Annotated in this window: 20 protein-coding genes and 1 pseudogene; 7 read left to right on the plus strand and 14 right to left on the minus strand. The window is 71.4% G+C overall.

The features are described 5' to 3' along the window. Positions 1-61: 61 nt before the first annotated feature. Entirely contained in the window at positions 62-1,447 is a 1,386-nt protein-coding gene (glsA, locus tag IF01_RS0117250) for a glutaminase A (protein ID WP_051755539.1), read from the minus strand. A gap of 617 nt (positions 1,448-2,064) precedes the next feature. On the opposite strand from glsA, the gene IF01_RS0117255 reads away from it, so the two are divergent. Next, positions 2,065-2,895, plus strand: coding sequence for a DUF1206 domain-containing protein (locus IF01_RS0117255; protein ID WP_078880042.1), 831 nt, complete (start codon positions 2,065-2,067; stop codon positions 2,893-2,895). A 160-nt stretch (positions 2,896-3,055) separates the two neighbouring features. On the opposite strand, the gene IF01_RS0117260 is transcribed toward IF01_RS0117255, so the two are convergent. Continuing rightward, positions 3,056-3,574: a hypothetical protein gene (locus IF01_RS0117260; protein ID WP_208624323.1), complete on the minus strand. Its 519-nt coding sequence runs from the start codon at positions 3,572-3,574 to the stop codon at positions 3,056-3,058. A gap of 634 nt (positions 3,575-4,208) precedes the next feature. Here IF01_RS0117260 and IF01_RS50005 point away from each other — a divergent pair. Continuing rightward, complete coding sequence (locus IF01_RS50005) at positions 4,209-5,567, plus strand: eCIS core domain-containing protein (protein WP_051755543.1); 1,359 nt, start codon at positions 4,209-4,211, stop codon at positions 5,565-5,567. A 127-nt stretch (positions 5,568-5,694) separates the two neighbouring features. Here IF01_RS50005 and IF01_RS50010 read toward each other — a convergent pair. The 6 genes and pseudogenes from IF01_RS50010 to IF01_RS0117300 all read right to left on the minus strand — a co-directional run. After that, a pseudogene (locus IF01_RS50010) lies at positions 5,695-6,043 on the minus strand (transposase); the annotation flags it as partial. A gap of 363 nt (positions 6,044-6,406) precedes the next feature. Further along, positions 6,407-6,568, minus strand: coding sequence for a hypothetical protein (locus tag IF01_RS48970; protein WP_167349749.1), 162 nt, complete (start codon positions 6,566-6,568; stop codon positions 6,407-6,409). Between the two features lie 675 nt (positions 6,569-7,243). After that, positions 7,244-7,858 carry a hypothetical protein gene (locus tag IF01_RS43980; protein WP_051755545.1) on the minus strand — a complete coding sequence of 205 codons (615 nt, stop codon included), beginning with the start codon at positions 7,856-7,858 and terminating at the stop codon, positions 7,244-7,246. Positions 7,859-7,889: 31 nt separating this feature from the next. Next, entirely contained in the window at positions 7,890-8,489 is a 600-nt protein-coding gene (locus IF01_RS41885; protein WP_051755546.1) for a hypothetical protein, read from the minus strand. 470 nt (positions 8,490-8,959) lie between these two features. After that, positions 8,960-9,631, minus strand: a complete 672-nt coding sequence (locus IF01_RS0117295) for a response regulator transcription factor (RefSeq protein ID WP_030394328.1) — start codon at positions 9,629-9,631, stop codon at positions 8,960-8,962. Next, positions 9,628-10,806: a sensor histidine kinase gene (locus IF01_RS0117300; RefSeq protein WP_051755549.1), complete on the minus strand. Its 1,179-nt coding sequence runs from the start codon at positions 10,804-10,806 to the stop codon at positions 9,628-9,630. The genes IF01_RS0117295 and IF01_RS0117300 overlap by 4 nt, the downstream gene beginning before the upstream one ends. A gap of 263 nt (positions 10,807-11,069) precedes the next feature. On the opposite strand from IF01_RS0117300, the gene IF01_RS0117305 reads away from it, so the two are divergent. Further along, the gene (locus IF01_RS0117305; protein ID WP_030394330.1) at positions 11,070-12,329 is read left to right on the plus strand and encodes an alpha/beta hydrolase family protein; all 1,260 of its coding nucleotides are present in this window, start codon (positions 11,070-11,072) and stop codon (positions 12,327-12,329) included. A gap of 1,499 nt (positions 12,330-13,828) precedes the next feature. Here IF01_RS0117305 and IF01_RS45565 read toward each other — a convergent pair. Both IF01_RS45565 and IF01_RS48300 read right to left on the minus strand, forming a co-directional pair. Then, positions 13,829-14,257 carry a 4CSP family protein gene (locus IF01_RS45565; RefSeq protein ID WP_078880044.1) on the minus strand — a complete coding sequence of 143 codons (429 nt, stop codon included), beginning with the start codon at positions 14,255-14,257 and terminating at the stop codon, positions 13,829-13,831. Positions 14,258-14,279: 22 nt separating this feature from the next. Beyond that, on the minus strand, positions 14,280-14,732 hold the full coding sequence (locus IF01_RS48300) for a hypothetical protein (protein WP_157855254.1): 453 nt from the start codon (positions 14,730-14,732) through the stop codon (positions 14,280-14,282). 324 nt (positions 14,733-15,056) lie between these two features. On the opposite strand from IF01_RS48300, the gene IF01_RS0117320 reads away from it, so the two are divergent. Next, positions 15,057-16,808, plus strand: a complete 1,752-nt coding sequence (locus IF01_RS0117320; protein ID WP_051755552.1) for a hydroxysqualene dehydroxylase — start codon at positions 15,057-15,059, stop codon at positions 16,806-16,808. 45 nt (positions 16,809-16,853) lie between these two features. Here the strand turns inward: IF01_RS0117320 and IF01_RS0117325 are convergent, their stop codons facing one another. Further along, positions 16,854-17,453: a hypothetical protein gene (locus IF01_RS0117325; RefSeq protein WP_157855255.1), complete on the minus strand. Its 600-nt coding sequence runs from the start codon at positions 17,451-17,453 to the stop codon at positions 16,854-16,856. Here IF01_RS0117325 and IF01_RS48305 point away from each other — a divergent pair. Both IF01_RS48305 and IF01_RS0117330 read left to right on the plus strand, forming a co-directional pair. Beyond that, on the plus strand, positions 17,452-17,697 hold the full coding sequence (locus IF01_RS48305) for a hypothetical protein (RefSeq protein WP_157855256.1): 246 nt from the start codon (positions 17,452-17,454) through the stop codon (positions 17,695-17,697). The two genes, IF01_RS0117325 and IF01_RS48305, sit on opposite strands and share 2 nt — an antisense overlap. A 183-nt stretch (positions 17,698-17,880) precedes the next feature. After that, positions 17,881-19,476 carry an alpha/beta hydrolase gene (locus tag IF01_RS0117330; RefSeq protein WP_078880046.1) on the plus strand — a complete coding sequence of 532 codons (1,596 nt, stop codon included), beginning with the start codon at positions 17,881-17,883 and terminating at the stop codon, positions 19,474-19,476. A gap of 251 nt (positions 19,477-19,727) precedes the next feature. Here the strand turns inward: IF01_RS0117330 and IF01_RS0117335 are convergent, their stop codons facing one another. Both IF01_RS0117335 and IF01_RS0117340 read right to left on the minus strand, forming a co-directional pair. Continuing rightward, positions 19,728-20,060: a hypothetical protein gene (locus tag IF01_RS0117335; RefSeq protein ID WP_030394336.1), complete on the minus strand. Its 333-nt coding sequence runs from the start codon at positions 20,058-20,060 to the stop codon at positions 19,728-19,730. Between the two features lie 209 nt (positions 20,061-20,269). Then, positions 20,270-20,890, minus strand: coding sequence for a hypothetical protein (locus IF01_RS0117340; protein WP_030394337.1), 621 nt, complete (start codon positions 20,888-20,890; stop codon positions 20,270-20,272). Positions 20,891-21,075: 185 nt separating this feature from the next. On the opposite strand from IF01_RS0117340, the gene IF01_RS51020 reads away from it, so the two are divergent. Then, positions 21,076-21,210, plus strand: coding sequence for a hypothetical protein (locus tag IF01_RS51020; protein WP_255360271.1), 135 nt, complete (start codon positions 21,076-21,078; stop codon positions 21,208-21,210). A 56-nt stretch (positions 21,211-21,266) separates the two neighbouring features. On the opposite strand, the gene IF01_RS49290 is transcribed toward IF01_RS51020, so the two are convergent. Beyond that, entirely contained in the window at positions 21,267-22,037 is a 771-nt protein-coding gene (locus IF01_RS49290) for an MmyB family transcriptional regulator (protein ID WP_244215536.1), read from the minus strand. Positions 22,038-22,039: the final 2 nt, after the last annotated feature.

The raw sequence follows: 22,039 nt of genomic DNA on the forward strand, positions 1-22,039 counted from the left end.
GAAAACCGGCACACCACCAGAAACCGAACACACCAGGCCCGGAACCGGCCCCGACAGGCGGTCAGCTCCCGCCCTCCGCAGCGGGCGGGCCGGCGGGCGGCTCGCCGGCGAGGAGCTGATCCTCGCACCACGCCACCGCGTCGTCGCGACTGCCGAAGGCGTGCCAGTCGGCGTGCCCGTCGGGGTGCCCGTCGCCGGCGGCCAGGAACGGCTCCTGGGCCGCGACGACGATCCGGTGACCCCGTCGGGCGATGTCCGCCAGACCGGCGGCGAGCATCGCGGCGGAGCCCGGTCGGATGCCGGTGACGGCCATCAGGTCCAGCACCAGCCAGCCGGGCGACACGGGGACGGCCCCCTCGACGGCAGCCAACAGTTGCTCGGTCTCGGTGAACTCCAGCTCGCCCTGGGCACCGACGGCGATGATGCGCCGACTGCTGCGGTTGAGCAGCGCGGTCTGCTCCGGACTGCGGGCACGGGAGGACCGAGCGCCGTGCCCGGTGTCGGTGACGGTGGCCGTCAGGTGCACCGGTGCGTGCATGAGGTGGAGGGCGAGCCGTTCGGACATCGCGGTGAGCGCGGCCACGCCCCGCACGGAGTTGCCCGCCGAATCCAGTGGCGGGCTGTAGACCGCGACGCCGAACCGGCCCGGGCCGACCGCGATCAGCCCACCGGAGACCCCGCTCTTGGCCGGCAGGCCGACGTTCAGCAGCCACTCCCCGGCGCCGTCGTACATCCCGCAGGTGGCCATGACCGCCAGGGTCCGCACCGCCACGCCCCGCTCCACGACCCGCTCGCCGGTGACCGGGTTGCGGCCGCCGTTCGCCAGGGTCGCAGCCATCACCGCCAGGTCGGCCGCGGTGACCAGAACCGAGCACTGGCGGAAGTAGGTGGCCGTCACGGCGTACGGGTCGTCGCTCAACGAGCCGGCCGAGCGCATCAGGTAGGCAAGCGCACGGTTGCGGTCGCCGGTGGCGGCCTCGGAAGCGTAGACCTCCTCGTCGTAGCCCAGCCGACGGCCGGCGAACGCGGACAGGCAGTCCAGGATCCGGGCGGACCGCGCCTCGGTGTCGGCCGCCGAGACCAGCGCGGTGGTGGCGATCGCGCCGGCGTTGACCATCGGGTTGGCCGGCCGACCGGTGCCCGGTTCCAGACTGATGGCGTTGAAGGCCTCGCCGCTGGGCTCGGCGCCGACCCGTCTGAGCATCTCGTCGGGTCCGAGGTCGGTGAGGGCCAGGGCGTAGACGAAGGGCTTGGAGACCGACTGGATGGTGAACTCGGTGTCGGCCTTGCCCGCCTGGTAGCGACGGCCGCCCATGCTGGTGATCGCGATGCCGAAGTCCTCGGGGTCGGCCCGGGCGAGCTTCGGGATGTAGGAGGCGACCTCGCCGCCCTTCAGCCCGCTGATCCGCCGGTGCAGTTCGTCGAGTGCCTTCGTCACCGGGTCCATGTACGCACCCCTTTCCGTTCCCGCTCGTCCGTCCCGGGCTCCCGGGGGTACCTGGGGCTCCTGGACTTCTGGAACCCGCTGCCGCTGCCCATCGGCCGGCCCGCTCGGCCCGCTCGGGTGGCGCCGAACGGAGCCGCGCCCAGCAGCATGCCAGGGGCGCGACCTGCACCCGACCACGACTCACCGGAGGCGGTCGCGGCACGGCCGGCCGCAGGCGTCGCCGGCCCGGCGGCCCTCGAGCGGGCGACGGGACCCGGCGCCGACCGGCCTCGGTGTGATGAGCCCTCTGTTCGAGAAAGGTCGCGGAAGAGCCCCCGCCGACCGACTCCCCCGCTTCCTTCTTCGTGGCCCCGCAACAGGGCGCCCGGCCTCCGGTCCGGCACGACTGTCACGAGACCGGACCGGAAGCGACGACAGCAGGACGTGCGAGAACGGTGTTCCGGCTCGCGGCGGCGGCCGCGTCGGTGCCGGTGCCGGTGACGGTTCCGCAGGAACGTCCCGGCCGGAGCGCGGCCAGGACGGTGGAGCCGGGTGCCGGGGGTGCCGTGCGTGGCAGGCCGGAAAGGGGGCACACGGCTGCCGGGCGCGCCGCGCGCTCCGGATACGGAGGAGGCGTCATGGTGGCCACCGCACGGGAGTCCCGGTCCAGTGGGGCGGTGTCGGCCGGTCCGTTCCTGCGCGCCGCCGGGCGGGCCGGGTTCACGGCCCGCGGAGTCGTCTACGTCGTGATCGGCTACCTCGCCCTGCGGATCGCGATGGACGGCCGGGGCCCGGACGAGGCCGACCGTGAAGGGGCACTGCGCCAGATCGCGGCCCGGCCCGGCGGCACGCTTCTCCTGTGGCTGCTCGTCCTCGGCTTCGCGTGCATGACGCTCTGGCGCGCCGCCGCCGCACTTTCGCACGACGGGCACGACGGCGGTCGGCGCAAGCCGGGCAAGCGGTTGCTGGACGCCGGGCGGGCGGTGTTCTACGCGTCGGTCTGCTGGGGTACCGCCGCCTTCGCCTCCGGTACCGGAGGCGGGTCGAACAGCGACCGCGCCTCCAAGGACTGGACGGCCGACGCGCTCGCCCTGCCGGGCGGCCGCCTGCTGGTGGGCGCAGCCGGCCTGGCACTGGTCGGCGTGGGTGTGGGCATCACCGTCCGCGCCGCCCGGCGGACCTTCCTGCGCCGACTGGACACCGCCTCGATGAGCCGGCGCACCCGTGCCGCGGTCACCGGAATCGGGCTCGCCGGCAACGCGGCGCGCGGCGTGGTGTTCGCGGGCGTGGGGCTCTTCGTCATGACGGCTGCGGCCCGCTTCGACCCCGGGCGGGCGAGAGGCATCGACGACACCCTCCGATCCTTCGCGGACACCCCGGCCGGCCCGTGGCTGCTCGCCGCCGTGGCAGTCGGACTGCTGCTGTTCGGCGTCTTCTCGTTCGTCTCCGCACACCGACGGCGCTTCTGACCCGGAGAGTCCCTTCCCCACCGCACCCGGTACTACCGGCGACCCTCCGCCGCGCGGCCACGGTCACCGAGCAGCGACCCGGCCCCCGGGCCGCCCGCCGACCGGCCCCGCCTGCTGACCATCCGACAGTCCCCAGGATCGCGATGCCACGACACGCGGCTCATTGCCCGTCCTCGTCCTCGTCCTCGTCCTCGAGGCCCTGAACGTCGACAGGCTGCGTGCCGTTGAAGGTCACCAGGATCCCGAACGGGTCCGCCAGCCGGAACCTGCTCTCCGTGAACCGGATCGCCCAGGTCCGGTCGGCCCACACCACCGCTTCGGGACCTGCCAACGGCAACTCCGGAAGATCCAGCCAGCTCAGTTCCTCGGCTGTGAGCTCGAAGTGCCGCTCCCTGAGCCGGGTCCGGCAGTACCGCACGGCTCGGTCGACAAAGACGTCGAAACTGCTCACAACGTCGAGAGCGAGTTGGAGGGCAACCTCCTCAGGCGGCGCGACCGGCTCGACCACCAGACTCACAACCGCCGCGTTACCGCCCGCCGACTCCGGGAAGCAGCCGGTCCAGCAGGCCAAGGACGGAGGGCTCTCCGTCCGTTCCAACGCAAGCCCAGCGATACGCAGCGTTGCAGGCAGTTCCACACCCGTGTCCGCGATACCTGGAATCCCGCCGTCGTCCGACATCGGTTCAGCATATGCGAAGCCCCGTCACACCGATCAGCCCGACCGCCGGGCCGCACGGCTGTCCACGGACCTCGGGACGTCCGGGTGAGCGGACAGTTCGCAGTCCCCGCCGGCGGACAGCCCATCTCCCGGAGCAGTGTGATCGATCGGCACTCGGAAGGGCCGCCGACCTCACCGGTGCGGTGACCGCGAACCGTGTGACCACATGGCCGGGCATCCGGCGGGCGACAATCGCCCGCACCGAGCGGCCTGCACTCGTCACCCTGCCGCTCATGCCCGACAACGCGAACCCTGCAGACACCATGTCCGAGCGCCTCGTGTGCTGCGTCTACGGCCGAAGCACCACCGACTCCGACGACCATCTACTCCTTGGTACCTGGATCCTGCACTGTCCGCTCTCACACGGCTGGTGATCCGCGAGGCGGCAGGGCTCGCCCCAGGCCGTCATGCGGCGCCGGCTGAGGCCAAGTCCTTCGGGAGGGAACCGAGACTGCCCTCGCCGCCGGTCGAGTCTGCCCTCGGGTACCTGGCGTCCGCGGGGTCGCCCGGCGTATCCAGGACAAGGACCTGCGCGAGACGTACGCAGGACACAGGCATCACGTACGGCTCCGATCCGCCGACGAAGGAAGCACCGGTGCAGAACCACGCGAAGGCCAGGTCGAACGCCACCGAGGACGCCCGGTCGACGGTCCGCAGGCCGGTCACCGCACCACCCGCACAGGCCTCCGGGCTCCTCGGGCTGCAGGCGACGGTGGGGAACGCGGTAGTCGTCCAGCGCCTGAAGCAGCAGCACCGGCACGGTGCGGGGTGCGGCCACGAGGCGGAAGATGCGCCGGTCCAGCGCTCGGCCGTCCACGACGTGGTGCGGGCCGGCGGCAGGCCGCTGGACGGCGGCACGCGCGCGGACATGGAGCGGCGGCTGGGCGCCGACTTCTCCGACGTCCGCATCCACGACGACAGCGCGGCGAAGGCGTCGGCGGCCGAGGTCGGCGCTCGGGCGTACACCAGCGGGAACCACGTGGTGATCGGGGACGGCGGCACCGACAAGCACACGCTCGCCCACGAACTCACCCACGTGATCCAGCAGCGCCGGGGCCCCGTCGCGGGTACGGACAACGGAGCGGGCCTGCGGCTCTCCGATCCCTCCGACCGCTTCGAACGGGAGGCGGAGAGCAACGCGCGCCGCGCCATGAGCGGGGCGGCACCGAGGACCGATCAGCACGCACAGGAGGCGGGCCGGGCAGGCCGGGGGGCGGCCCAGGAATCGGTCCAGCGCTGGGCGGCACAGGCCGGCCCGGACCAGCAGAACATGACGGTCTCGGCGAACGGCGTCTTCGCCGTCCCGAACGACGACGCCACGTCGATCTGGATCCGGGTCAGCGCGCCCGGCGGGTCCTACTCCCCGGCACTGCGCCCGACAAGCACGGCGCAGCAGGCCCTCTTCGGCGGCACGGAGCTCTACCAGGAGCACGAGCTGGCGCGCAACATCCTGGACGACTGCCTCCACACGGCGGAGGAGATCATGCACAACGCCGTCGGAGAGCTGGCCGACGGCGCGAACAGCAACGTCCGTACCAGCGCCGGGCTCAAGGCCTTCGGCATGTCGGACGAGCAGAACCGCGACCGCGCAGGCGACTTCCAGGGGGCGACGGACCGCAACGCCAGCCCGGTGGTGGGACAGTCCTACCTGATGCTCGCCATGAACCCCGGGGAGCAGATCATGTCGCAGTACCACGCCGCAGCGGTGGTGGGCATGGACGGCCAGGACACAGTGACGATGGAGGCCTTCGCCGGAAGCGGCCAGACGGCCGCGAACCCGATGACGTACACGATCGGCACGGTGGCCTCCTTCCACGACTACTGGACGGGCACGTACTACACACCGAACCACCCGGCGGTCACCATGAAGACAGTGGTCCTCGTCAAGCGCGGCAAGGGCCGCCGGGTGACACCCGGCTCAGAACAGCCCGCCAACCCGAACATCGCCCAGTAGTCCTCCGTCAGGTGGCGTCGTAGGCCCGCCCTGCGGGTTGTCGACAGGTGGGGCAGGTGCAGGTCCGTGTCGCGACGAGGTGGTGGAGGAGGTCCAGGGCCTGGCCGAAGGTCAGGCCCTGGAGCGGAGCCCCGACCGCGTGCTGGCGAGCACGGGATGAGGTCGAGTCGACGGTGACAATGCCCCAGTCCACCCGCCCCTGAGCGTCGGCGTCAGCCAGCACGGCCCGAAGGACCCTGTCCCAGGTCCCATCCGCGGACCGGCGCCGATGCCGCTCGCAAACCGTCTTCCGGCTCCCGAACCGCTCCGGCGGATGACGCCAGGGGCACTCCCGTGCGGACCCGGAACGGGATCCCGTTGATGACCTGCCGGTGGTCACACCAACGCCGACCGCGGCCACCGGGCTTCGGCCGATACGGCTCAAGCCACACCCACTCGTCCCTGGTCGGATCTCCCCCGCCCCATGACCAGAGCAACGATCGGATCGTCGGACAGTCATAAGCCCCGCCGGACAGTCCCCTCGGGGTGGACGTCATGAGCTCGACCGCGGTGCCGGTCAGGTCGCTCGGAGCGCCCGTCACCAGTTAGCCGACGCCGGGAGGCAGTCCGAGCTACCTCCTGGTCGTCGGCCGGCTCGAACCGGACCCGGAGTGCGGGGCGACCAGGACCCCGGCGACCGTGTTCCCGCCGTCCGGCTCCGGGAGGTCGGTGACGGTCGGCTCGAGCCCGGCATCGGCGCGTATCCGGCGCGCCGGTGCAGCAGGACACTGTCCCGGTGTCCTGTGACACATGATCTTGGCCATCCGCCGAGTGATCTAAACCGGTTGTCCGGTGGCAGGTCAGGCGTCCGGCCGGTCGCGGCCGAGCTCCGCGTCGCGCTCCCGGACGACGTCCATCGCCTCGCGGAGCGTGCACCCGGACGCTTCTCGGTACACCTTGACCGCATGAACGATCCGACCGCCCAGGATCTCGCGGTCCACGCTCTCGGGAAAGTTCTCCATGGACCGACCGTACCCGATGGCCGTTCGACCACGCTGGTCAATACCGCCTGGTACTCGGTCAGGATCACGTGTCAGAGGTACCCGGTCGGCGGGCTCCGGCAGGTACCGGTCGTACCGGCGCCGGGTGTCCTGTCGCCGACGATCCGGTCCGGTCTCAGTTGGCCTGGTCCGATTCACGCGCCATATCAGTTGGCCTTGCCTGTCCGGCCATTGATGTGCGCGCACCAGAGACCCCTCATTCCTCGCTGTCCACATGGCGCGCACTGAGCCAGTGTGCCTCGAACTCGTCCGGGTGGATCTCCTTGTCCGCCCACTCGGGGTCGAAGAGGTCCACGGCCGGCGGATTGAACGGCCAACCGTCCGGGCCGCTCTTCAGAGCGGTTCCGTCCTCGGCGAGCTCTACGGCCCCTCACCGTGATGGCCGCCCCGGTGCGTCCGGGGCGGCCATCAAGGTATCCAGTGCAGCTCACCAATGCTTTGACCTGCCGCGTTACCCGTCGGCCGCCACGACCTTCGCCGCCGTCCTCACCCTCACCGCTGCTGTCACCAGCGCCCTGGCCCGGTACCTCCGGATACTCGACCCTGCCGGTGAGGTCGGGGCGGGCGTAGCGCACCCCAGGTGCCGGGGCGGAGGGGACGTCCGGGCGTCCCCTCCGCTCCGGATGTGCTGGTGGTTCAGGTGTCGAGGAGGCGGTCCAGCAGTGACCGGTACTCGCGCAGGGTGAGGCGCAGGTCCTCCGTGCTGGCGGCCGGTGTGCCGTCCGGTGCCGCTTCGGCGCCGCGCAGCCGGTGGCGCCGCTCGGTGACGGCCTCGGCCAGCAGGCCGACCGACTTCTCGATCAGGGCGTCGGCCTGCTGCACGGACTGACGGGGGTCGTCGACGAATCCCGCCTGGACGGAGTGCCATTCGGCCCGCAGTCGCTGCGTGCGCTCGACGCCGAGCCAACCGCCCGATCCGCTCTGCGCGGGTGTCGCCGATGCCGGTTGCGGGTCGCCGGTCCGGGGTCCCGGTAGGGGGCGGGCGGGCTCGGAGGGCCGTTCTGCGGCCCGGTCGCCTCCCGGTACGACGGCGAACCGTCCTGCGGCAGCGCCTCGTTCGGGGGAAGCCGGCGGGCGGGCGGCCTGCGGGCCGGCCGGGTCCGGGCGGGGCGTGGCAGCGCGGGCGGCGTCCGGGTGGGCGCCGTGCGGGCGGACGGTGTCCGACTTGGCCAGGTCCGCCGGACCGCTGCGGGGGTCCGGGGCCGGCGCGTCGTCGGGGTTGTTCCGGGCTGCGGAACCGTACTGGGACATGGTCGTCCTCTCCTTCGTGGGGTCGCCGGCGTCATCGGGTGGCGTGGCGCGGGCCGGAGTGGTGGACGGCACCGGTGGAGTTGCCGGCACGGGCCGTCCTTTTCTGCTCGTCGCCGCCGGAGCGGGCCACCTCGAGGCACAGGTCACGCACGGCCAGCAGCGCCGTCCGCAGTTCCTCGGTGCCCACCCGCTGCGACCGGCTGCGCTCCAGCACCTGCCGGGCACTCCGGTAGTCGGGCACGAGGGCGGCGTGGTCGACCGAGAGCACGGCAGGCCGGTCCTCGGCAGGGAAGCCGATCTCGTCGAGCGTGCCGTCGAGCAGGGTCATGGCCTCGTCCAGCGAGCGGGCGGGGTCGTCGACGAACAGCTCCTGGAGGGCAGCGAACTGGTTGCCGATCTCCTCGGCGCGGCGCTGCGGCAGCCGGGTGAGTGCCAGTTGCCTGGCCTGTCGCAGCCGGCCGGCCAGCTCGTGCTCGGCCTCCCCGGTGCGGCCGCCGTGCGCCCGCACCGTCCGGTCGTACTCCGGACCGAAACGCTGTTGCAGCCGGCGGGTGTTCCACTGCGGCAGCAGCACGGCGAGGGCCGCCGCGGTTGCCAGCACGGCCACTGCCAGAACGATCCAGATGCTCATACCGCTCCTCCTTCGGTCTGACCACGGCCCGGAGTGGCTGGTCGGTCCCGTCCTTCGGGTTCCCGCTCAGGCGATTTCAAACAGCCAGCCCCCGGCAAGCGTTGGCCGCCCGCGTTCGGGGAACCCGTCCTGGCATCCTGATGGACGCTCATGCGACCTGCAGGTCAGCAGAGTTCATGCCGAGGAGGCGGATCGCCGTGTGCCGCCGCCCCCGCGCAGAGCCGCCCCGGACACCCGAGCACCCGCACTTGCACGCGTACTCGCAGGCCGCCGGCTCCCCGGGCGGCGACCTTCCCCGAGGCCCGGCCGTCCGACCGCCCGGGCGCTGGGCGGCGAGCAGCTCGCTGCGAGGCACGGGCGCGAGCACCTGCTCGACGTCGGCCCTCGCCGACGTCCGGGAGCGCGGCGAGGCCTGCGGCCCGCTCGACCTCCTCCCCGCCCCGGAGCTGCCGGTCGACGGCCGCCCGTGCCTACCCCGGCCCGACCAGCCCGCACTCGTACGCGAAGATCACCGCCTGCACCCGGTCCCGCAGACCCAGCTTGGCCATGACCCGGCCGAGATGCTTCTTCACCGTGGGCTCCGCGAGACCGAGGGCGGCGGCGAGCTCCGTGTTGGTCAGGCCGCGGGCGGCCCCCAGCAGGACCTCCCGCTCGCGCGCGGTCAGCACGCGCAGCCGCTGCGCGTCGCCCCCGGCGCCGTCGTCCCCGGCGGCGGGGAGCCGGTGGGCGAAGCGGTCCAGCAGCCGGCGCGTCACCCGGGGGGAGACCACAGCATCCCCCCGGGCCACGTCGCGGATCGCCCCCAGCAGTTCCTCCGGCCGGCTGTTCTTCAGCAGGAAGCCCGAGGCCCCGGCACGCAGCGCCTCGAAGGCGTACGCGTCCAGGTCGAAGGTCGTGAGCACCAGCACCCGCGTCCCGGGCACCTCGCGCAGGAGCAGCCGGGTCGCCTCGATGCCGTCGGTGCCCGGCATCCGCACGTCCATCAGCACCACGTCCGGCCGCAGCCGCCGTGCCAGCTCCACCGCCGCCGCCCCGTCGGCCGCCTCCCCGACCGGCTCCATGTCCGGCTCGGCGCGCAGGATCATGCCGAACGCCAGCCGCAGCAACTCCTCGTCGTCCACCAGCAGCACCCGGACGCTCACGACGCGCCGCCTGGATCCAGTCGTACGAAGACCCGCCAGCCGTCGCCCGGCCGCGGGCCCGCCTCCAGCACCCCGCCGAAGGCCGCGGCGCGTTCCCGCATCCCCGTGAGACCCAGCCCGGACCCGGCGGATCCCCTCCGCCCGGTCCCTCCGGCCCGCCCGTCGTCGGTCACCTCGACGGTGACCGCCCCCTGCGCGCAGGACACCCGCACCTCGGCGCGCGTCCCCTTCGGCGCGTGGCGCAGGACGTTGGTCAGCGATTCCTGGACGAGCCGGTGCACTGTCAGCTGCGCCGCGGCCGGCACCCCGGCAGCCTCGCCGTCCACCCGCAGCCGGGTCACGAGGCCTGCCGCCTCCATCCGCTCGCACAGCGCCGCGAGCTGGCCGATCCCCGGCGGCGACCGGCGGTCGTCCCCGGGCCCGGCGTCGGTACCGGCGTCCTGGAGCAGGCCCAGCGCCCGCCGCATGTCGGTCAGCGCCTGCCGCCCGGTCTCCGCGATCCGGGCCGTCACGGCGGAGGCGTCGGCCGGCCGCGCGTGCCCCAGCGCGTCCGCCAGCGCCACCACCACCGACAGGCCGTGCGTCACGCTGTCGTGCAACTCCCTCGCGATCCGGGCGCGTTCCTCCTCCACCGCCCGACGCTCCCGCTCGTCGCGGTCCCGTTCCAGGCGCGCCAGCCGCTCCGCCCGCGCGGCCCGCCGGATCCGGGTGTTCGCCCCGAGCAGCGCGCTCGCGGCGACCGCCGCCGTCATCGCGGCGGCCGAGGCGAGGAACCGTCCCTCGGGCGCCCAGCGCGCCGCCGCGAGCACCGCACCGGCCACCGCCACCAGACCCGCCGCCCACGCCGACCGGTACGGCGCCCGCGCGGTCACCGTCCCGAGGGCGACCAGCAACGCCGCGTCGGCCGGCAGCTGAACACCCAGCAGCCACTGCGCGAGCGCCGCGGCGGCGATCACGCCGAACGCGGACCGGGGTGCCCGCCGCCGCCACACCAACGGGAGCACCAGAGCGGTCTGCAGCGCGAAGCCCGTACCGTCCGCCACCCGCCCCGGCCCGAGCGTCAGCAGGAACAGGGCCGCCGCGAGCGCGGCGTCCGCCACCAGGGGCGGCAACCGCCCCGGCAGCCGGGCGAGGACGCCCGGCGGGCCCGTCCGTACCGTGCCGGTCTCGGTCATCGTGTCCGTCCTCGCGTCCGCGTCGTCCGGCGTGGTCGCCGGAGCCCCACGCTAGGGCCCCCGCGCCCGCGAAGGCGTCCACCCACCGGCGGAGACCGGGGAGACCCCGGGACACCGGGGCCTCCTCCGCGCGGAGGAGCGGACGCGCCCCGGGGCGACCGGCGACCACCGGCGGGATCGTCCCCCGGCAGGGCGCCCCGCACCCCCCGGCGGCGAAACCCTGGTGGCGAACCCGCAGCCGTACCCGCCCGAGGAGCCCGCCCATGCCCCCGACCCGTCGCGCCCTGCTCGGCACGCTCGGTGCCTCCGTGCTCGCCACCGTGGCCGCCGCCCCCGTCCCCCGACGCCGCCCGGCCGCCCCGGCCGGGGGTGCCGGCCCCGCGCACGCCCCCGGCACCCCCGTCCCGCTGCGGCTGCCGGCGCCCACCGGGCCCTGGCCCGTCGGCACCGTCGCGCTGCACCTGGTCGACGACAGCCGCCCCGACCCCCTCCTACCGACCAAGCCCTACCGGGAGCTCATGGCCGGCCTCTGGTACCCGGCGGAACCCGGCGCCGGCCACCCGACGGCCCCCTGGCTGCCCCCGGCCGCGGCGGCCGACTGGGACACGCACTCCGCACCGGCCCTCGGTGTCCCCGCCGGCGCCGCCGACTGGCGGGGGATCAGGACCCACGCCCGCACCGGCGCGCCCGTCGCCCGCCGTGCCGGCCGGCTGCCCGTGGTGCTCTTCTCCTCCGGCGACGGCGGCTCGCGCGCCCTGGGCACCACCCTGGTCGAGGACCTGGCGAGCCGCGGCCACCTCGTCGTCGCCATCGACTCCACGTACGAGGCCGAACAGGTCGAGTTCCCCGGCGGCCGGGTCGAACGCGCCCTCCCGCTCCCCGACGACCTCACCCCGGAGGTCATCGCCGCCCTCCTCGCCGGACACTCCCGGGCCCGCCTCGCCGACGCCCGCTTCGTCCTCGGCGCACTCGACCTGCTCGCCCGCGGCCACCGCCCCGACACCGGCACCGACCCGCTCCCGGTCGGGCTGGCCGAAGCCGCCGACCCGGCCAGGACCGGCGTGCTCGGGCAGTCCCTCGGCGGCTCCGTCGCCGCCCAGCTCGCCCACGACGAGCCCCGCGTCCGCGCCGCGGCCGACCTCGACGGCGCCCTCCTCGGACCCGTCGCCGACAGCGGCCTCGCCAAGCCGTTCCTGCTGATGGCCTCCGGCACGAAGACCCTGAACACCGAACCGAGCTGGGCCTCCTGCTGGGCGGCGTCCACCGGCCCCCGGCACGCTCTGCGGCTGCGGAACGCCGCCCACGGCTCGTACACCGACCTCCAGGTCCTCCTGCCCCAGCTCGTCCGCCGTCTCCCGGTCCCCGACGCGGCCGGACTCATCGGCACCGTCGACCCCCGGCGCTCCCTGGCCGCCCAGCGCACCGCCGTCGCCGCCTTCTTCACGCGGTACCTGACGGGGCGGCCCACCGGCTTCCTCGACCGGCCCGGCGACGACTGGCCGGAACTGGAGGTACTGCGCTGAACCGGCCCGCCCGACACCCCTCGTGGCGCCGGGCGGCACGACCGTGCGGCCCGGAGCGGGGCGGACGCGGGGCGGGCCCGGACGCGGCGCCGGCACGACCGGAGAACGGACGGCCCCCTGTTCCTCCCCGCGAGCCGGCGGTGGATGGCGCCGGTGGTCTGACGGGCCCCGAGAGCGGCCTCGCAGGCGCATCCGGCGACGTCACGGCGGAAGCCACGACGCCGGCCCCTACTACCACCCGGGCATCCTGGCAGCCCACCGACCAACACCAACCAGGCGCGGTCCACGAACAGAGCAGTCCAGCATCGCGCACCGGCACCACCGCGCGGCACAACCGCGGGCCCGACACAGCGCGGTGGCGGCGAGCCGGAACAGCGTTCCCCGTCTGTTTCCAGCCGATGACGAGGTGGCTGGGAAGTACCACGGTGATGAGCCGAACGAGCACGGACACAACAACGACGATCAGGATGGCGCCGCCGGGGGACGTCGGCTCGGACCACCTGCGCACGAGCGCCTTGGATGTCACGTCGGACGGGCCGGGCGGCCGACGGTCCGGGTCGGCCCTCACACGCTCCCCCTGCGTCCTCGCCGCACTGTGTGGACTATCGCCGGTATCCCGCGAAGTTCACTGAGGACCATCCCGAGACGGCGCCACCACCACCCCTCGGTCTCCAACACGTAGCCGTGGTGCTCCTCCAGCCACTCCTCCCGAATATCGGCCGACAGCGTACGTGACGCCAGGCCAAGGAGGGGTCCCCCGATCCCCGCCCGCCGAGGCGCCGCGGCAGACGCCCGGTCACCGGGTTCGAGCCCGCATGTCATTTCGACGTTCGGCTCCGAGAAGGATCGCGCCACGTTGGCGCGCACCGTGGCCATCTCCCGGGGCCCGAGGGCGGGAAAGCGAACCTCTGGGTCGGTCCCGGACCGCTCCTTGCCCGGCTCGGCTTCGTCCCGGTCGGGTGTCTCCGTCTCCTGTGCTTCGGGCTCCGCGGCCGCCCCCATCCTCCCCGGATCTCGGACGCTGTCTGCAGCATTCGCACCTCCTCGGCCTCGGACACCCGTACCGGCAGTACCTGCTGGATCGCGGGCCCCGCCGCGGAAGGATCGTCCATCAGGAATCGGAGCTCTGCGGTCTCTCGGGAACCGACCTGCCGTCCAATCGAGCCGGTCGTAGAAGTGCCCTCACCGGCCGGACGAATCACCGGGCGCCTCCTCACACGCGCGGACCGATCCGCGGATCCGGCAAAGTCCTGCGCAGTTCCGACGGGTGGGACCGCCGGCCTGCGGCGGCGGCCCGCGTTCGCGGTGTCCATCAGCGGCCACCGCCCGCCAGGGGCACACCACCCTGGTCACGCTCGTGGCACGCTGCTGGGCCACGGCTTACCCGCGCGACGACCGGCACCACTGGCCCCGCCGCATCCGATTGGCTGGATTCGGCTCTGTACAGCCCCGGCCCGCGCGCGTCGATCGAGACCCGGGCTGCCCGACGCGTTTGATGTTCAGGCGCGTCGCGGGGGCTGACCGTCCGAGGCGGCGGCGTGCGAGTTGTACCGAGCGACGTAGATGTCATCTGGGTCGTATTTTGCCTCGAGCTGTTTCCATTCGGTCGGACGATTTTTGACTATGAATCGCAGGATTCTGTCCGTGCCTTTTTTTTGACGATTAGTGCAGTGCGCGCAGTTCGCCCTGAGAGCATCCGGCAGGAGGGATTTGAGTTCTTTGCCGTCAGGTGTGCACTTGCCACGATCCATGAGGCAGTTGAAGTAGTTTGTGAAGAGCCGGTCGGACTTGAGGATGCGGTCGACGTCGATGTTGTCGAACCGGGTCAGGTACTTTTCGTGGTCCGGCTCTGCGATGGCCGTTGAGACAGGGCCTGCGGTAAGCAGGCCGGCGGTGACGAGCACGAGCAGGGCATTGCGCGGCTGCATGAGCGTTCTCCAGGTCCTGCGGTCAGGTGCGACGAACAGTAAAGTCGATAGAGGAATCGAGATCGTCGACGAACACCCTGCCGGTAATGGCGGTCACCCGCGTTCCGACTGCACAGGAAATGTTTGTACTCCAGCCGTCCCCTGCATAGCTGTCGAAACTGATCTGACCCCGGCCCGTGGGGTCAACGCGCAAGTGGAGAGGTCCGATGGCATAACGGGACTCGTTGGAGCCTGCGCTGATCTCCACCTTCACCTCGCTGCTGTTGAGGAACAGCGGGGCGACCGTCATGGGCCGGTCGTCGCTGGCATGCGCGGTTCCTGTGAACGGCACGTCCAGGCCACCAGTTCCGATGTAATCCTGGAGAGCGCCACCACAAGTGTTCGCTACCGGCGCGGCATCGGACGGAGCTGCGCCATTTAGGGTGAGCGCCGATGTAGCGACCACTCCTACAAGCAGACGACGGACTACACGCATAAGAGTCTCCTCGATGTCCCGGATCTGACCATTTACACTCATCCTGTTCCGGCCTCCCGACTCGCGAAAGTCGAACGGATGCGATCAGGTGAAGGACAAGGGGAAGGTCGGTTGCAGAGCGGCCTCGAGTTCGACTGGTGAGCGTGACAGGGTTGCGAACGGCTCGCGCTGCCAACCCAGCTCCATCAGACCTCTGCCAGGCAGGCCGTCGGGGCCCATCCTCCGCACCCAGGCCGTGGCGCCGGGCGAGGACGACGACCCGGCCGGTACGAGTAACGAGAAGGTTCCCGCAGTCTGTCGGCTCGGGGACCGGAGGAGCGAATCGTGAGGCCGGGGCACATCTTTTCTGTCGGCAAGCGGGTTGCGGTACTGGGCGGTGGTGTGGCCGGACTGTCGGCAGCGTTGGAGCTTGCCGAACGGGGCTACAGCGTCACCGTGTTCGAGTGTCACGAGCTGGGTGGGAAGGCTCGAAGTATCCCTGTGCCCGGCAGTGGCTTGCCGGGCGAGCACGGGTTCCGGTTCTTCCCCGGGTTCTACCGGAACCTGACGGACACCATGCGTCGTGTCCCCTTTCCCGGCAACGTCAGCGGCACCTGGGACAACCTGGTAAGGGCCGCTGCCTATCGGGGGGCTCGTGCGAACGGGCAGGCCGACACGGTGGTGACGTTCCGGACCGGCTCTCTACTGCCACCCGAGAGTCACGCGTTCGGGCCGGCGGAAGTGATCGCCCTCATCACCCTCGCCTCCAGCACCTTGGCCCATGTGCCGTTCCGCGAGGCCTTCTACGGCGCACGCAAATACTTTACCTACTGGTCCAGCTGCGACGAGCGCCGCCTGGGTCAGTGGGACCTGCTCTCCTGGAACGATTTCTTGCGGGCCGAACGAATGTCTGTTCCGTTCAGGCGCTGGTTCGCCGACGGTATGGTCCGCAACCTGGCCGCCATGAAGTCCAAGGACGCCAGCACCCACTCCATCGGCCTGATCCTCGAGGCCACGATCTGGAGCTCGCTCGGCCGGGGAAACGAACCGGGAGGGACGGTGGACCGCGTCCTGAACGGAAGCACCGGCGAGAAGCTCATCAACCCCTGGGTCGCCCACCTGGGCACGCTAGGTGTCGATCTGAGGGTGGGCTGGACCGTCACCGACCTGGCCGTGGCGAACAACGCCGTCACCTCGGTAGCGGTCCGCGACCGGGCCGGAACCCTCCACAGGTTCGAGGCGGACCACGTCGTCTCCGCCCTGCCCGTCGAACGGTTCGTCTCCCTCCTGTCTGCGCCGCTGCTGGCCGCCGACCCCGGCCTGGCCGACTGCGCACGCCTTCGCACCGAGTGGATGAACGGACTCATGTTCTACCTCAGGAACGAGCTGCCCGTTATTCGCGGCCATGTCAACTATGTGGACTCGCCGTGGGCAATCACCTCGGTCAGCCAGGCCCAGTTCTGGCAGCGCCCCTTCACCGACTACCACGACGGCACGGTCCGGGAATGCCTGTCGACGATCATCTCCGACTGGTCAGCACCCGGCATGTTCAACCGGAGGCCCGCGCGAGAATGCACGCCCGCGGAGATCGCCCGCGAGGCCTGGGAACAGATCAAGGCCCACCTCAACAGCCATGGGAAGGAGGTGCTGACCGATGCCATGCTCCATTCGTGGTTCCTCGACCCGGCCATCACCGCGGCGGGAACCCCCGCCGTGGCGAATGCCAGCCCCCTGTTCGTCCAGCACCCGGGCTCCTGGCGCGACCGTCCCGACTCCAGGACCGCCCTGCGCAACCTGTTCCTGGCCGGCGACTGGATCCGTACCGACATCAACGTCAGCACCATGGAAGGCGCCAACGCTGCGGCTCGACAGGCCGTCAACGCCCTCCTGGACGCCGACGGATCCACCCTGCCCCGCTGTACCCTGGGCGTGCTCCACCGGCCCCCGGAGTTCGAGCGCCTCAAGGAGCTCGACCGCGAGCGATTCGACCGTGGTCTTCCGAACCTCTACGATCCTGACCGGCTCACGCCCGAAACCACGCCTCAGGACCACAGTCCAGTACTGGAGAGAGGCGTCGGCCCACGCCACGAAGGATGAACTCTCGGCGGGCCCAGCCAGCGATATGCTCCGAGCAGTCCTGCCTTACATGGTGGGTGTGAGAGTCAGGCCAGCGGAGCAGACAGCGAACCTCATGCCCGTCACACTCGCGCCGTCTCCGAAAGCACGGGTCAAAACCGCCGCGAACGTGGGATTCACCACGATGCTGGTCTCATCGATTCCCAGAGTCTGATCCAGCAGGGACAGATGGAGCGCGGTGAGATCGACAGCGTATTCAAGAATGTCCATGCGCGTACCCACTGGATCGAAGCTGCTCCTCACTTGGAACTCGGGGTCGGCCGTCGGCAACGAGGTTCGGGGCTCGGTCACCTCGACGAAGGCACCCGTTGCCGTCTCGAGCCGGAACCCGCCGCGAAAGGTGACCCGACCACGGCCGGTGACATCCAGCCGACCGCCCGGGTCGGTGAGCGTCGTTCCCGGCTCCGCTCGGTCCACGAGCTGCACGCCGGGTGCCATGGCACGAAACCCGACCCCCAGGTCGGAAAGAGCCTTCCACTGCTCAGGACTGACATGACAGGTGACCGTGCCACCATCAAGGGCCACATGCACCCCTGCGGCCCGGGCAGTCGCCACCCCGCCGACCAGGACGAACGCTCCGAGAGAAGCGACAACGCGCTTTCGCATGAAGATCCTCACCCGTTTCATGACCGGCTCCACAATCGGCCTTCTGCGCGATCGGCTCCGGGCACTGACCGACCGGCCCGCAGGCACCTCCAGAACGCCCGGCGACCGCACGGCCCCGGTCCGGCCATACAGCCAGGAGCGAAGCCGATCGTGGTCTTCTTGCCACAGCATCAACCTGCTCGACCACTTGTGCGAGCCGGCCGGTCCATCGGCGGCCACGGTGCCGTCGAACGCGGGCCGGTGAGTCCGAGCGGCGCACAGCCACCCGGAGAACCGGCACCCAACGCCGCCCCGCCCACCGGCCGGCCGCGCACATCCATCCAGTGGAACTGTCAGCGGGCACGTCGCGTACACGGCGGCGTGAGGGTAGGACTCGACGGCGCTCAGGCACCGGAAGCACGGGGCAGAACAGTCGGAGGGAATCGGCATGGCGTCTCACGTCGACACACGGCAGCCGCTGCGGCGCCTCACCGTGGCACTCACCGCGCTGGCACTCTGGGCCGGGTGCCCGGGCAGCGCGGCAGCCGCACCGGCACAGGGGCGGCAGGTCCCGCCAGTAACGTGGGAGGACTGCCCACAGGACTCCCTGACAGGCCTGCCGAAGGACGTCGACCCGGCCCTGATGCGCTGCGCGACCTACGCCGTCCCGCTGGACCACGCGCATCCCGAAGGCAGCACGGTGCCGCTGGCCCTGATGAAGCGCAGCGCCAAAGACCCGGGTAAGCGGATCGGATCGATCCTCACGAACTTCGGCGGCCCCGGCACTGCGGGCTGGGGCGCGCCCGTCGTCGCGGAGTACTTCTTCTCGCCCGCGGTCCTGGAACGCTTCGACGTGGTCGCGTTCGACCCGCGCGGGGTCGGGCGCAGCATGCCGTTGCGCTGCTACACCTCCCAGCAGCAGTTCGACACGGTCGACGCCAAGCTCATGCGCGACCCGGTCACCCCGCAGCAACTCGCCGACGAGACCGACGCCCTGCGCGCCCAGGGTGACCTGTGCCGCGACAACGCCGGACCGTTGCTAGGCCACATGTCCACGGCCGTCGTGGCGCGGGACCTGGATCTGCTGAGACAGGCGGTCGGCGACGAGAAGTTGACCTACTTCGGCGTCTCCTACGGGACGTTCCTCGGCGACACCTACGCGAACATGTTCCCGGACAAGGTCCGCGCGATCGTGAACACCGGCAACACCGACCCGGCCCTGCGCTCCTCCGACGGGACCCGCTACGAACACGACCGCGCGCTCAACTACGAGGACGTGCTCGACTCGGTGCTCCAGCGCTGCAAGCAGGCCGGCGTGCCGGCCTGCCCGTTCGCAGACGGGAACCCGCGGGCCAAGTTCGACGCGATCCGCGACCACCTACGCGCCCACGCCGACTCGGCGCTCACGACCGCCGACGGCACGAGCGTGACGCTCAACTCATTCGTCAACGACCTCTACGGCAGCCTCCCCGACCCCGCCACCTACTCCGCACTGGCCAAACGCTGGCAGGCCCTCCACGACGCACTGCCCCCGGAGAGCGGTGCAGGCTCCGCCCGCCCGCGCACCGCCGGCACCCCGTTCACCGGGAACAACGCCAACCCGGCGGTCAACTGCAGCGACATGCCCTACCCCCGCGACGTGAACGGCCTCGCCGGCCTGGCCGACACCTGGGAGAAGGACGCCCCCACCTTCGGCCGCCCGCAGGTCTTCAACGGCCTCAACCAGTGCTCGACCTGGCCCTACACACCAGCCCCGGACGACGACGTCTACCGCGGCCCCTGGAACACCTACACCGGGAGCACACCGATTCTCCTGGTGAACGCCCTCCACGACCCCGCCACCCCGTACTCCTACGCCCAGAACGCAGCCCGTGAACTCGGCCCCTCCACACGGCTGCTCACCGTCGACGCCTTCGGGCACGGTTCCATCTCCCCGGACGAGAGTGCCTGCGCCGCCGGGCACATCACCACCTACCTCCTCACCACCACCGCCCCCGACCCGGACACCACCTGCACCGACCCAGCTCAGCCCTTCACACCCTGACCAGCACAGCCACACCGGGCCGCGTACCGGCGGGGGTCCAGGACCGGGCGGCCCAGGTCACGGTCGGCGGGAGCGGGCCGGCCGTTGTACGGGGCCAGCTCCAACCGATCGGACGCGGCGGGGTCCGGGGTGGGGCAAGTGGTATCGGTCATCGCGCGATACCCCCGATAGTCGGGAACGAGACACCGGACGACTGTCCCGGCCCGGGCAGGCCCGGGACAGCGGGTGTGCGGGTCGCGGTACGGGACAGGTCAGCCGGTCTCGGTCTCGTGCCGGTGGAGGGCGTCCAGGAGCGCTGTCTGCCGCTCAGTCAGCTTCCCGTCGGTGCGGGCGATCGCCTGCTTCCGCAGCCAGGTCCCGGGCCGGAAGGCCGGGTGTCGCCGAGGCCGGTACGGTTGGCCGGGCCGTCCAGGGTGCCGCCGGCTGCGAGGTAGGCGAGCAGGCGGCGGTAGGAGCGGTTCCAGGCGCCACAGCTCGTCCAGCGCGTCGACCCTCTCCGCGCCGGCCACCAGCAGGATCCGCTCCATGCGGGTGGGGCACCGGTCGGTGTGCCAGACCTCGGTGACGGTCAGGTCGCGGCCCACCCAGGTGATGTGGATGTTCGCGGTCCGGTCCGGCGTGGCAGTCCTCGCACTCGCGGTGGCGTCGGGTGTTCTGCTCCCTCTCGATCCCGCATAGCTCTCACACCCTGGAGGGCGCCCGCGAAGCCCGAGCAACACTCCTGGTGCTGCCGAACCTCGTGCGGGAGCGCGGATAGCCGGATGGGCGGCGTCGAGGTGGTCTGCTGCGGGTGCTACGACTGGGGTTCGATGGTCGCACCCACGGCTCTGAGCGCCATGCTCAGCAGTTCCCGGTCGCTGCTCACCGCCTTCACGAATGCCGGTTCGAGATCCTGCTCCCTCGGCAGGGACAGCTCGTCCGTCCACCAGTGGAGAGCGTCCTTCGCTTCCGGAAGCGCGAGCGGTGTTCGAGTACGAGCCCGTGGTTGGGCCGGGACGAAGACCGTCATCGCTGATCCGTCGGATGCGGGGGTGGTATCCGCGGGCTGCGGATCGGTCCTCGGGCCGGTTTCCTCGCGGGCCAGTCTGCAGAGCCTGTCGATGATGATGCTGACGCTGTGCACCTGCTCGGGTGTCACCCATCGCACTCGGCCGGCGAGGTGGACGGCAACGTCGTGGGTGAAGTCCCAGTTCTGTCGGCGGGTGCTGCAGAAGAGGTTGTAGATGGTGGTTCGCGAGGGCACTGGCGCCCTGTGCGGTGCGGGGACGCTCTTCGAGCTCTTCTTCATGTCAGTGGCGATCGATCCCACCGATGGGTACCGCGCGTAGGAGTGCAGCTGGTGAAGGGCTTCGTTGAGCGTTCGGTGCGCTCCCGGCGGCAGGTCCGGCCGGCTCAGCTGTCCCGCCACGCCCATCTTCGGCCCCTCTCGGCATCGAGTCCCCCGTTCAACGGCGTTCAAGGCCGTTCAACGCTGTCCCATACTAGGCCGATCTGACAGTGCGTCGGACCTGTTCGCTTCCATTGGTTCAGCGCGTCTCTGTAATACTGGCATTGGGGGAAGATTCTTCGCGTCATCGAATCCGCGAAGGAGATTAGCCAATGAGCAAGAAGCGTCTGAGCACCGCTCGCAATCTCGCGCGCACTGCCCTCTTCAGCGGCGTCCGGGGCATCGCCTACGGCACTGGATCGGTCCTTGCCGGGCTCCTCGTGTGGCTTGTCAAATCCACCTTCTGAACGAATTGATAAGGCGGGCGCCGGTTCATCCGGGCGCCCGCCTCGTTTTGCGAAATTCAACGTTCTTGGATCCATTGCATCAGCGAAGAACGCACATGCGGCGGACTTGCCGTTTCAATTCCTGTCTGGAACTGACCGGCCGTGCGGAATCTGGGTAATGCTGCAGGGGGTTTCTCCGGTGCTTCTGGCCTGCTTCGGCCAGCGTTCGGCGTGGAGGAGGCGCACGACCCACCAGGGATCGTCCTCGGGCGGGCCGTGCTTCTCGGCGCGGCGCAGGGCTCGGGCGGTGGGCAGGTCCAGGCTGAGGGGCCAGCGCTTGTCGGTGCGGCGCCGGCGGTCGCAGGGCGGGCATTCCAGGCGGTCCGGGCCGGCCCGTTCGTCGAGTTCGTGCTCGGCGTCGTGAGTGCCACCGAGGGGGCCGTGGCAGGTGTGGCAGGGGTGCAGGGCGTACCCACAGCCGGGTGGTCGAAGGTCTTGGGCCGCAGGCCGAGGGACCTCACACCCTGACTGCGCCACATCTGCTCGAACTCCTCGCTGACACTGCGCAGTTCTGCGACCGTGGCGGCCATCCGGGGATCGTCGGGGTGGTGGCCGGCGGCCAGCCGCAGTGCTTCGACCGCGCACTGCGCGACGCCGCGCCAATCCGTGTAGAGCGCGCGGGCCGCCGGGTCCAGGAAGAGCGAACGCAGGACCTGGCGGCGGTCCGCGAGTGGCGAGAGCAGGGCATCGGCCAGGGTGTTGGCCGCCAGCACTTCGAGGCGGCGGTTGACGACGTACGCGACCGCGGCGGGGAATGCCCCCATCAGCTGGAGCAGGGCCGGCGCCACGC

It is taken from the genome of Kitasatospora purpeofusca, assembly GCF_000718025.1.
In the GTDB taxonomy this organism is placed as follows: Bacteria; Actinomycetota; Actinomycetes; order Streptomycetales; family Streptomycetaceae; genus Kitasatospora; species Kitasatospora purpeofusca.

What these genes read in the sequence shown, in the direction of transcription:
- glsA (WP_051755539.1), bottom strand. Translation starts at nt 1,447, where the DNA reads ATGGACCCGGTGACGAAGGCACTCGACGAACTGCACCGGCGGATCAGC.
- IF01_RS0117255 (WP_078880042.1), top strand. Translation starts at nt 2,065, where the DNA reads ATGGTGGCCACCGCACGGGAGTCCCGGTCCAGTGGGGCGGTGTCGGCC.
- IF01_RS0117260 (WP_208624323.1), bottom strand. Translation starts at nt 3,574, where the DNA reads ATGTCGGACGACGGCGGGATTCCAGGTATCGCGGACACGGGTGTGGAA.
- IF01_RS48970 (WP_167349749.1), bottom strand. Translation starts at nt 6,568, where the DNA reads ATGGAGAACTTTCCCGAGAGCGTGGACCGCGAGATCCTGGGCGGTCGG.
- IF01_RS43980 (WP_051755545.1), bottom strand. Translation starts at nt 7,858, where the DNA reads ATGTCCCAGTACGGTTCCGCAGCCCGGAACAACCCCGACGACGCGCCG.
- IF01_RS41885 (WP_051755546.1), bottom strand. Translation starts at nt 8,489, where the DNA reads ATGAGCATCTGGATCGTTCTGGCAGTGGCCGTGCTGGCAACCGCGGCG.
- IF01_RS0117300 (WP_051755549.1), bottom strand. Translation starts at nt 10,806, where the DNA reads ATGACCGAGACCGGCACGGTACGGACGGGCCCGCCGGGCGTCCTCGCC.
- IF01_RS0117305 (WP_030394330.1), top strand. Translation starts at nt 11,070, where the DNA reads ATGCCCCCGACCCGTCGCGCCCTGCTCGGCACGCTCGGTGCCTCCGTG.
- IF01_RS45565 (WP_078880044.1), bottom strand. Translation starts at nt 14,257, where the DNA reads ATGCAGCCGCGCAATGCCCTGCTCGTGCTCGTCACCGCCGGCCTGCTT.
- IF01_RS48300 (WP_157855254.1), bottom strand. Translation starts at nt 14,732, where the DNA reads ATGCGTGTAGTCCGTCGTCTGCTTGTAGGAGTGGTCGCTACATCGGCG.
- IF01_RS48305 (WP_157855256.1), top strand. Translation starts at nt 17,452, where the DNA reads ATGAAGATCCTCACCCGTTTCATGACCGGCTCCACAATCGGCCTTCTG.
- IF01_RS0117325 (WP_157855255.1), bottom strand. Translation starts at nt 17,453, where the DNA reads ATGCGAAAGCGCGTTGTCGCTTCTCTCGGAGCGTTCGTCCTGGTCGGC.
- IF01_RS0117330 (WP_078880046.1), top strand. Translation starts at nt 17,881, where the DNA reads ATGGCGTCTCACGTCGACACACGGCAGCCGCTGCGGCGCCTCACCGTG.
- IF01_RS0117340 (WP_030394337.1), bottom strand. Translation starts at nt 20,890, where the DNA reads ATGGGCGTGGCGGGACAGCTGAGCCGGCCGGACCTGCCGCCGGGAGCG.
- IF01_RS51020 (WP_255360271.1), top strand. Translation starts at nt 21,076, where the DNA reads ATGAGCAAGAAGCGTCTGAGCACCGCTCGCAATCTCGCGCGCACTGCC.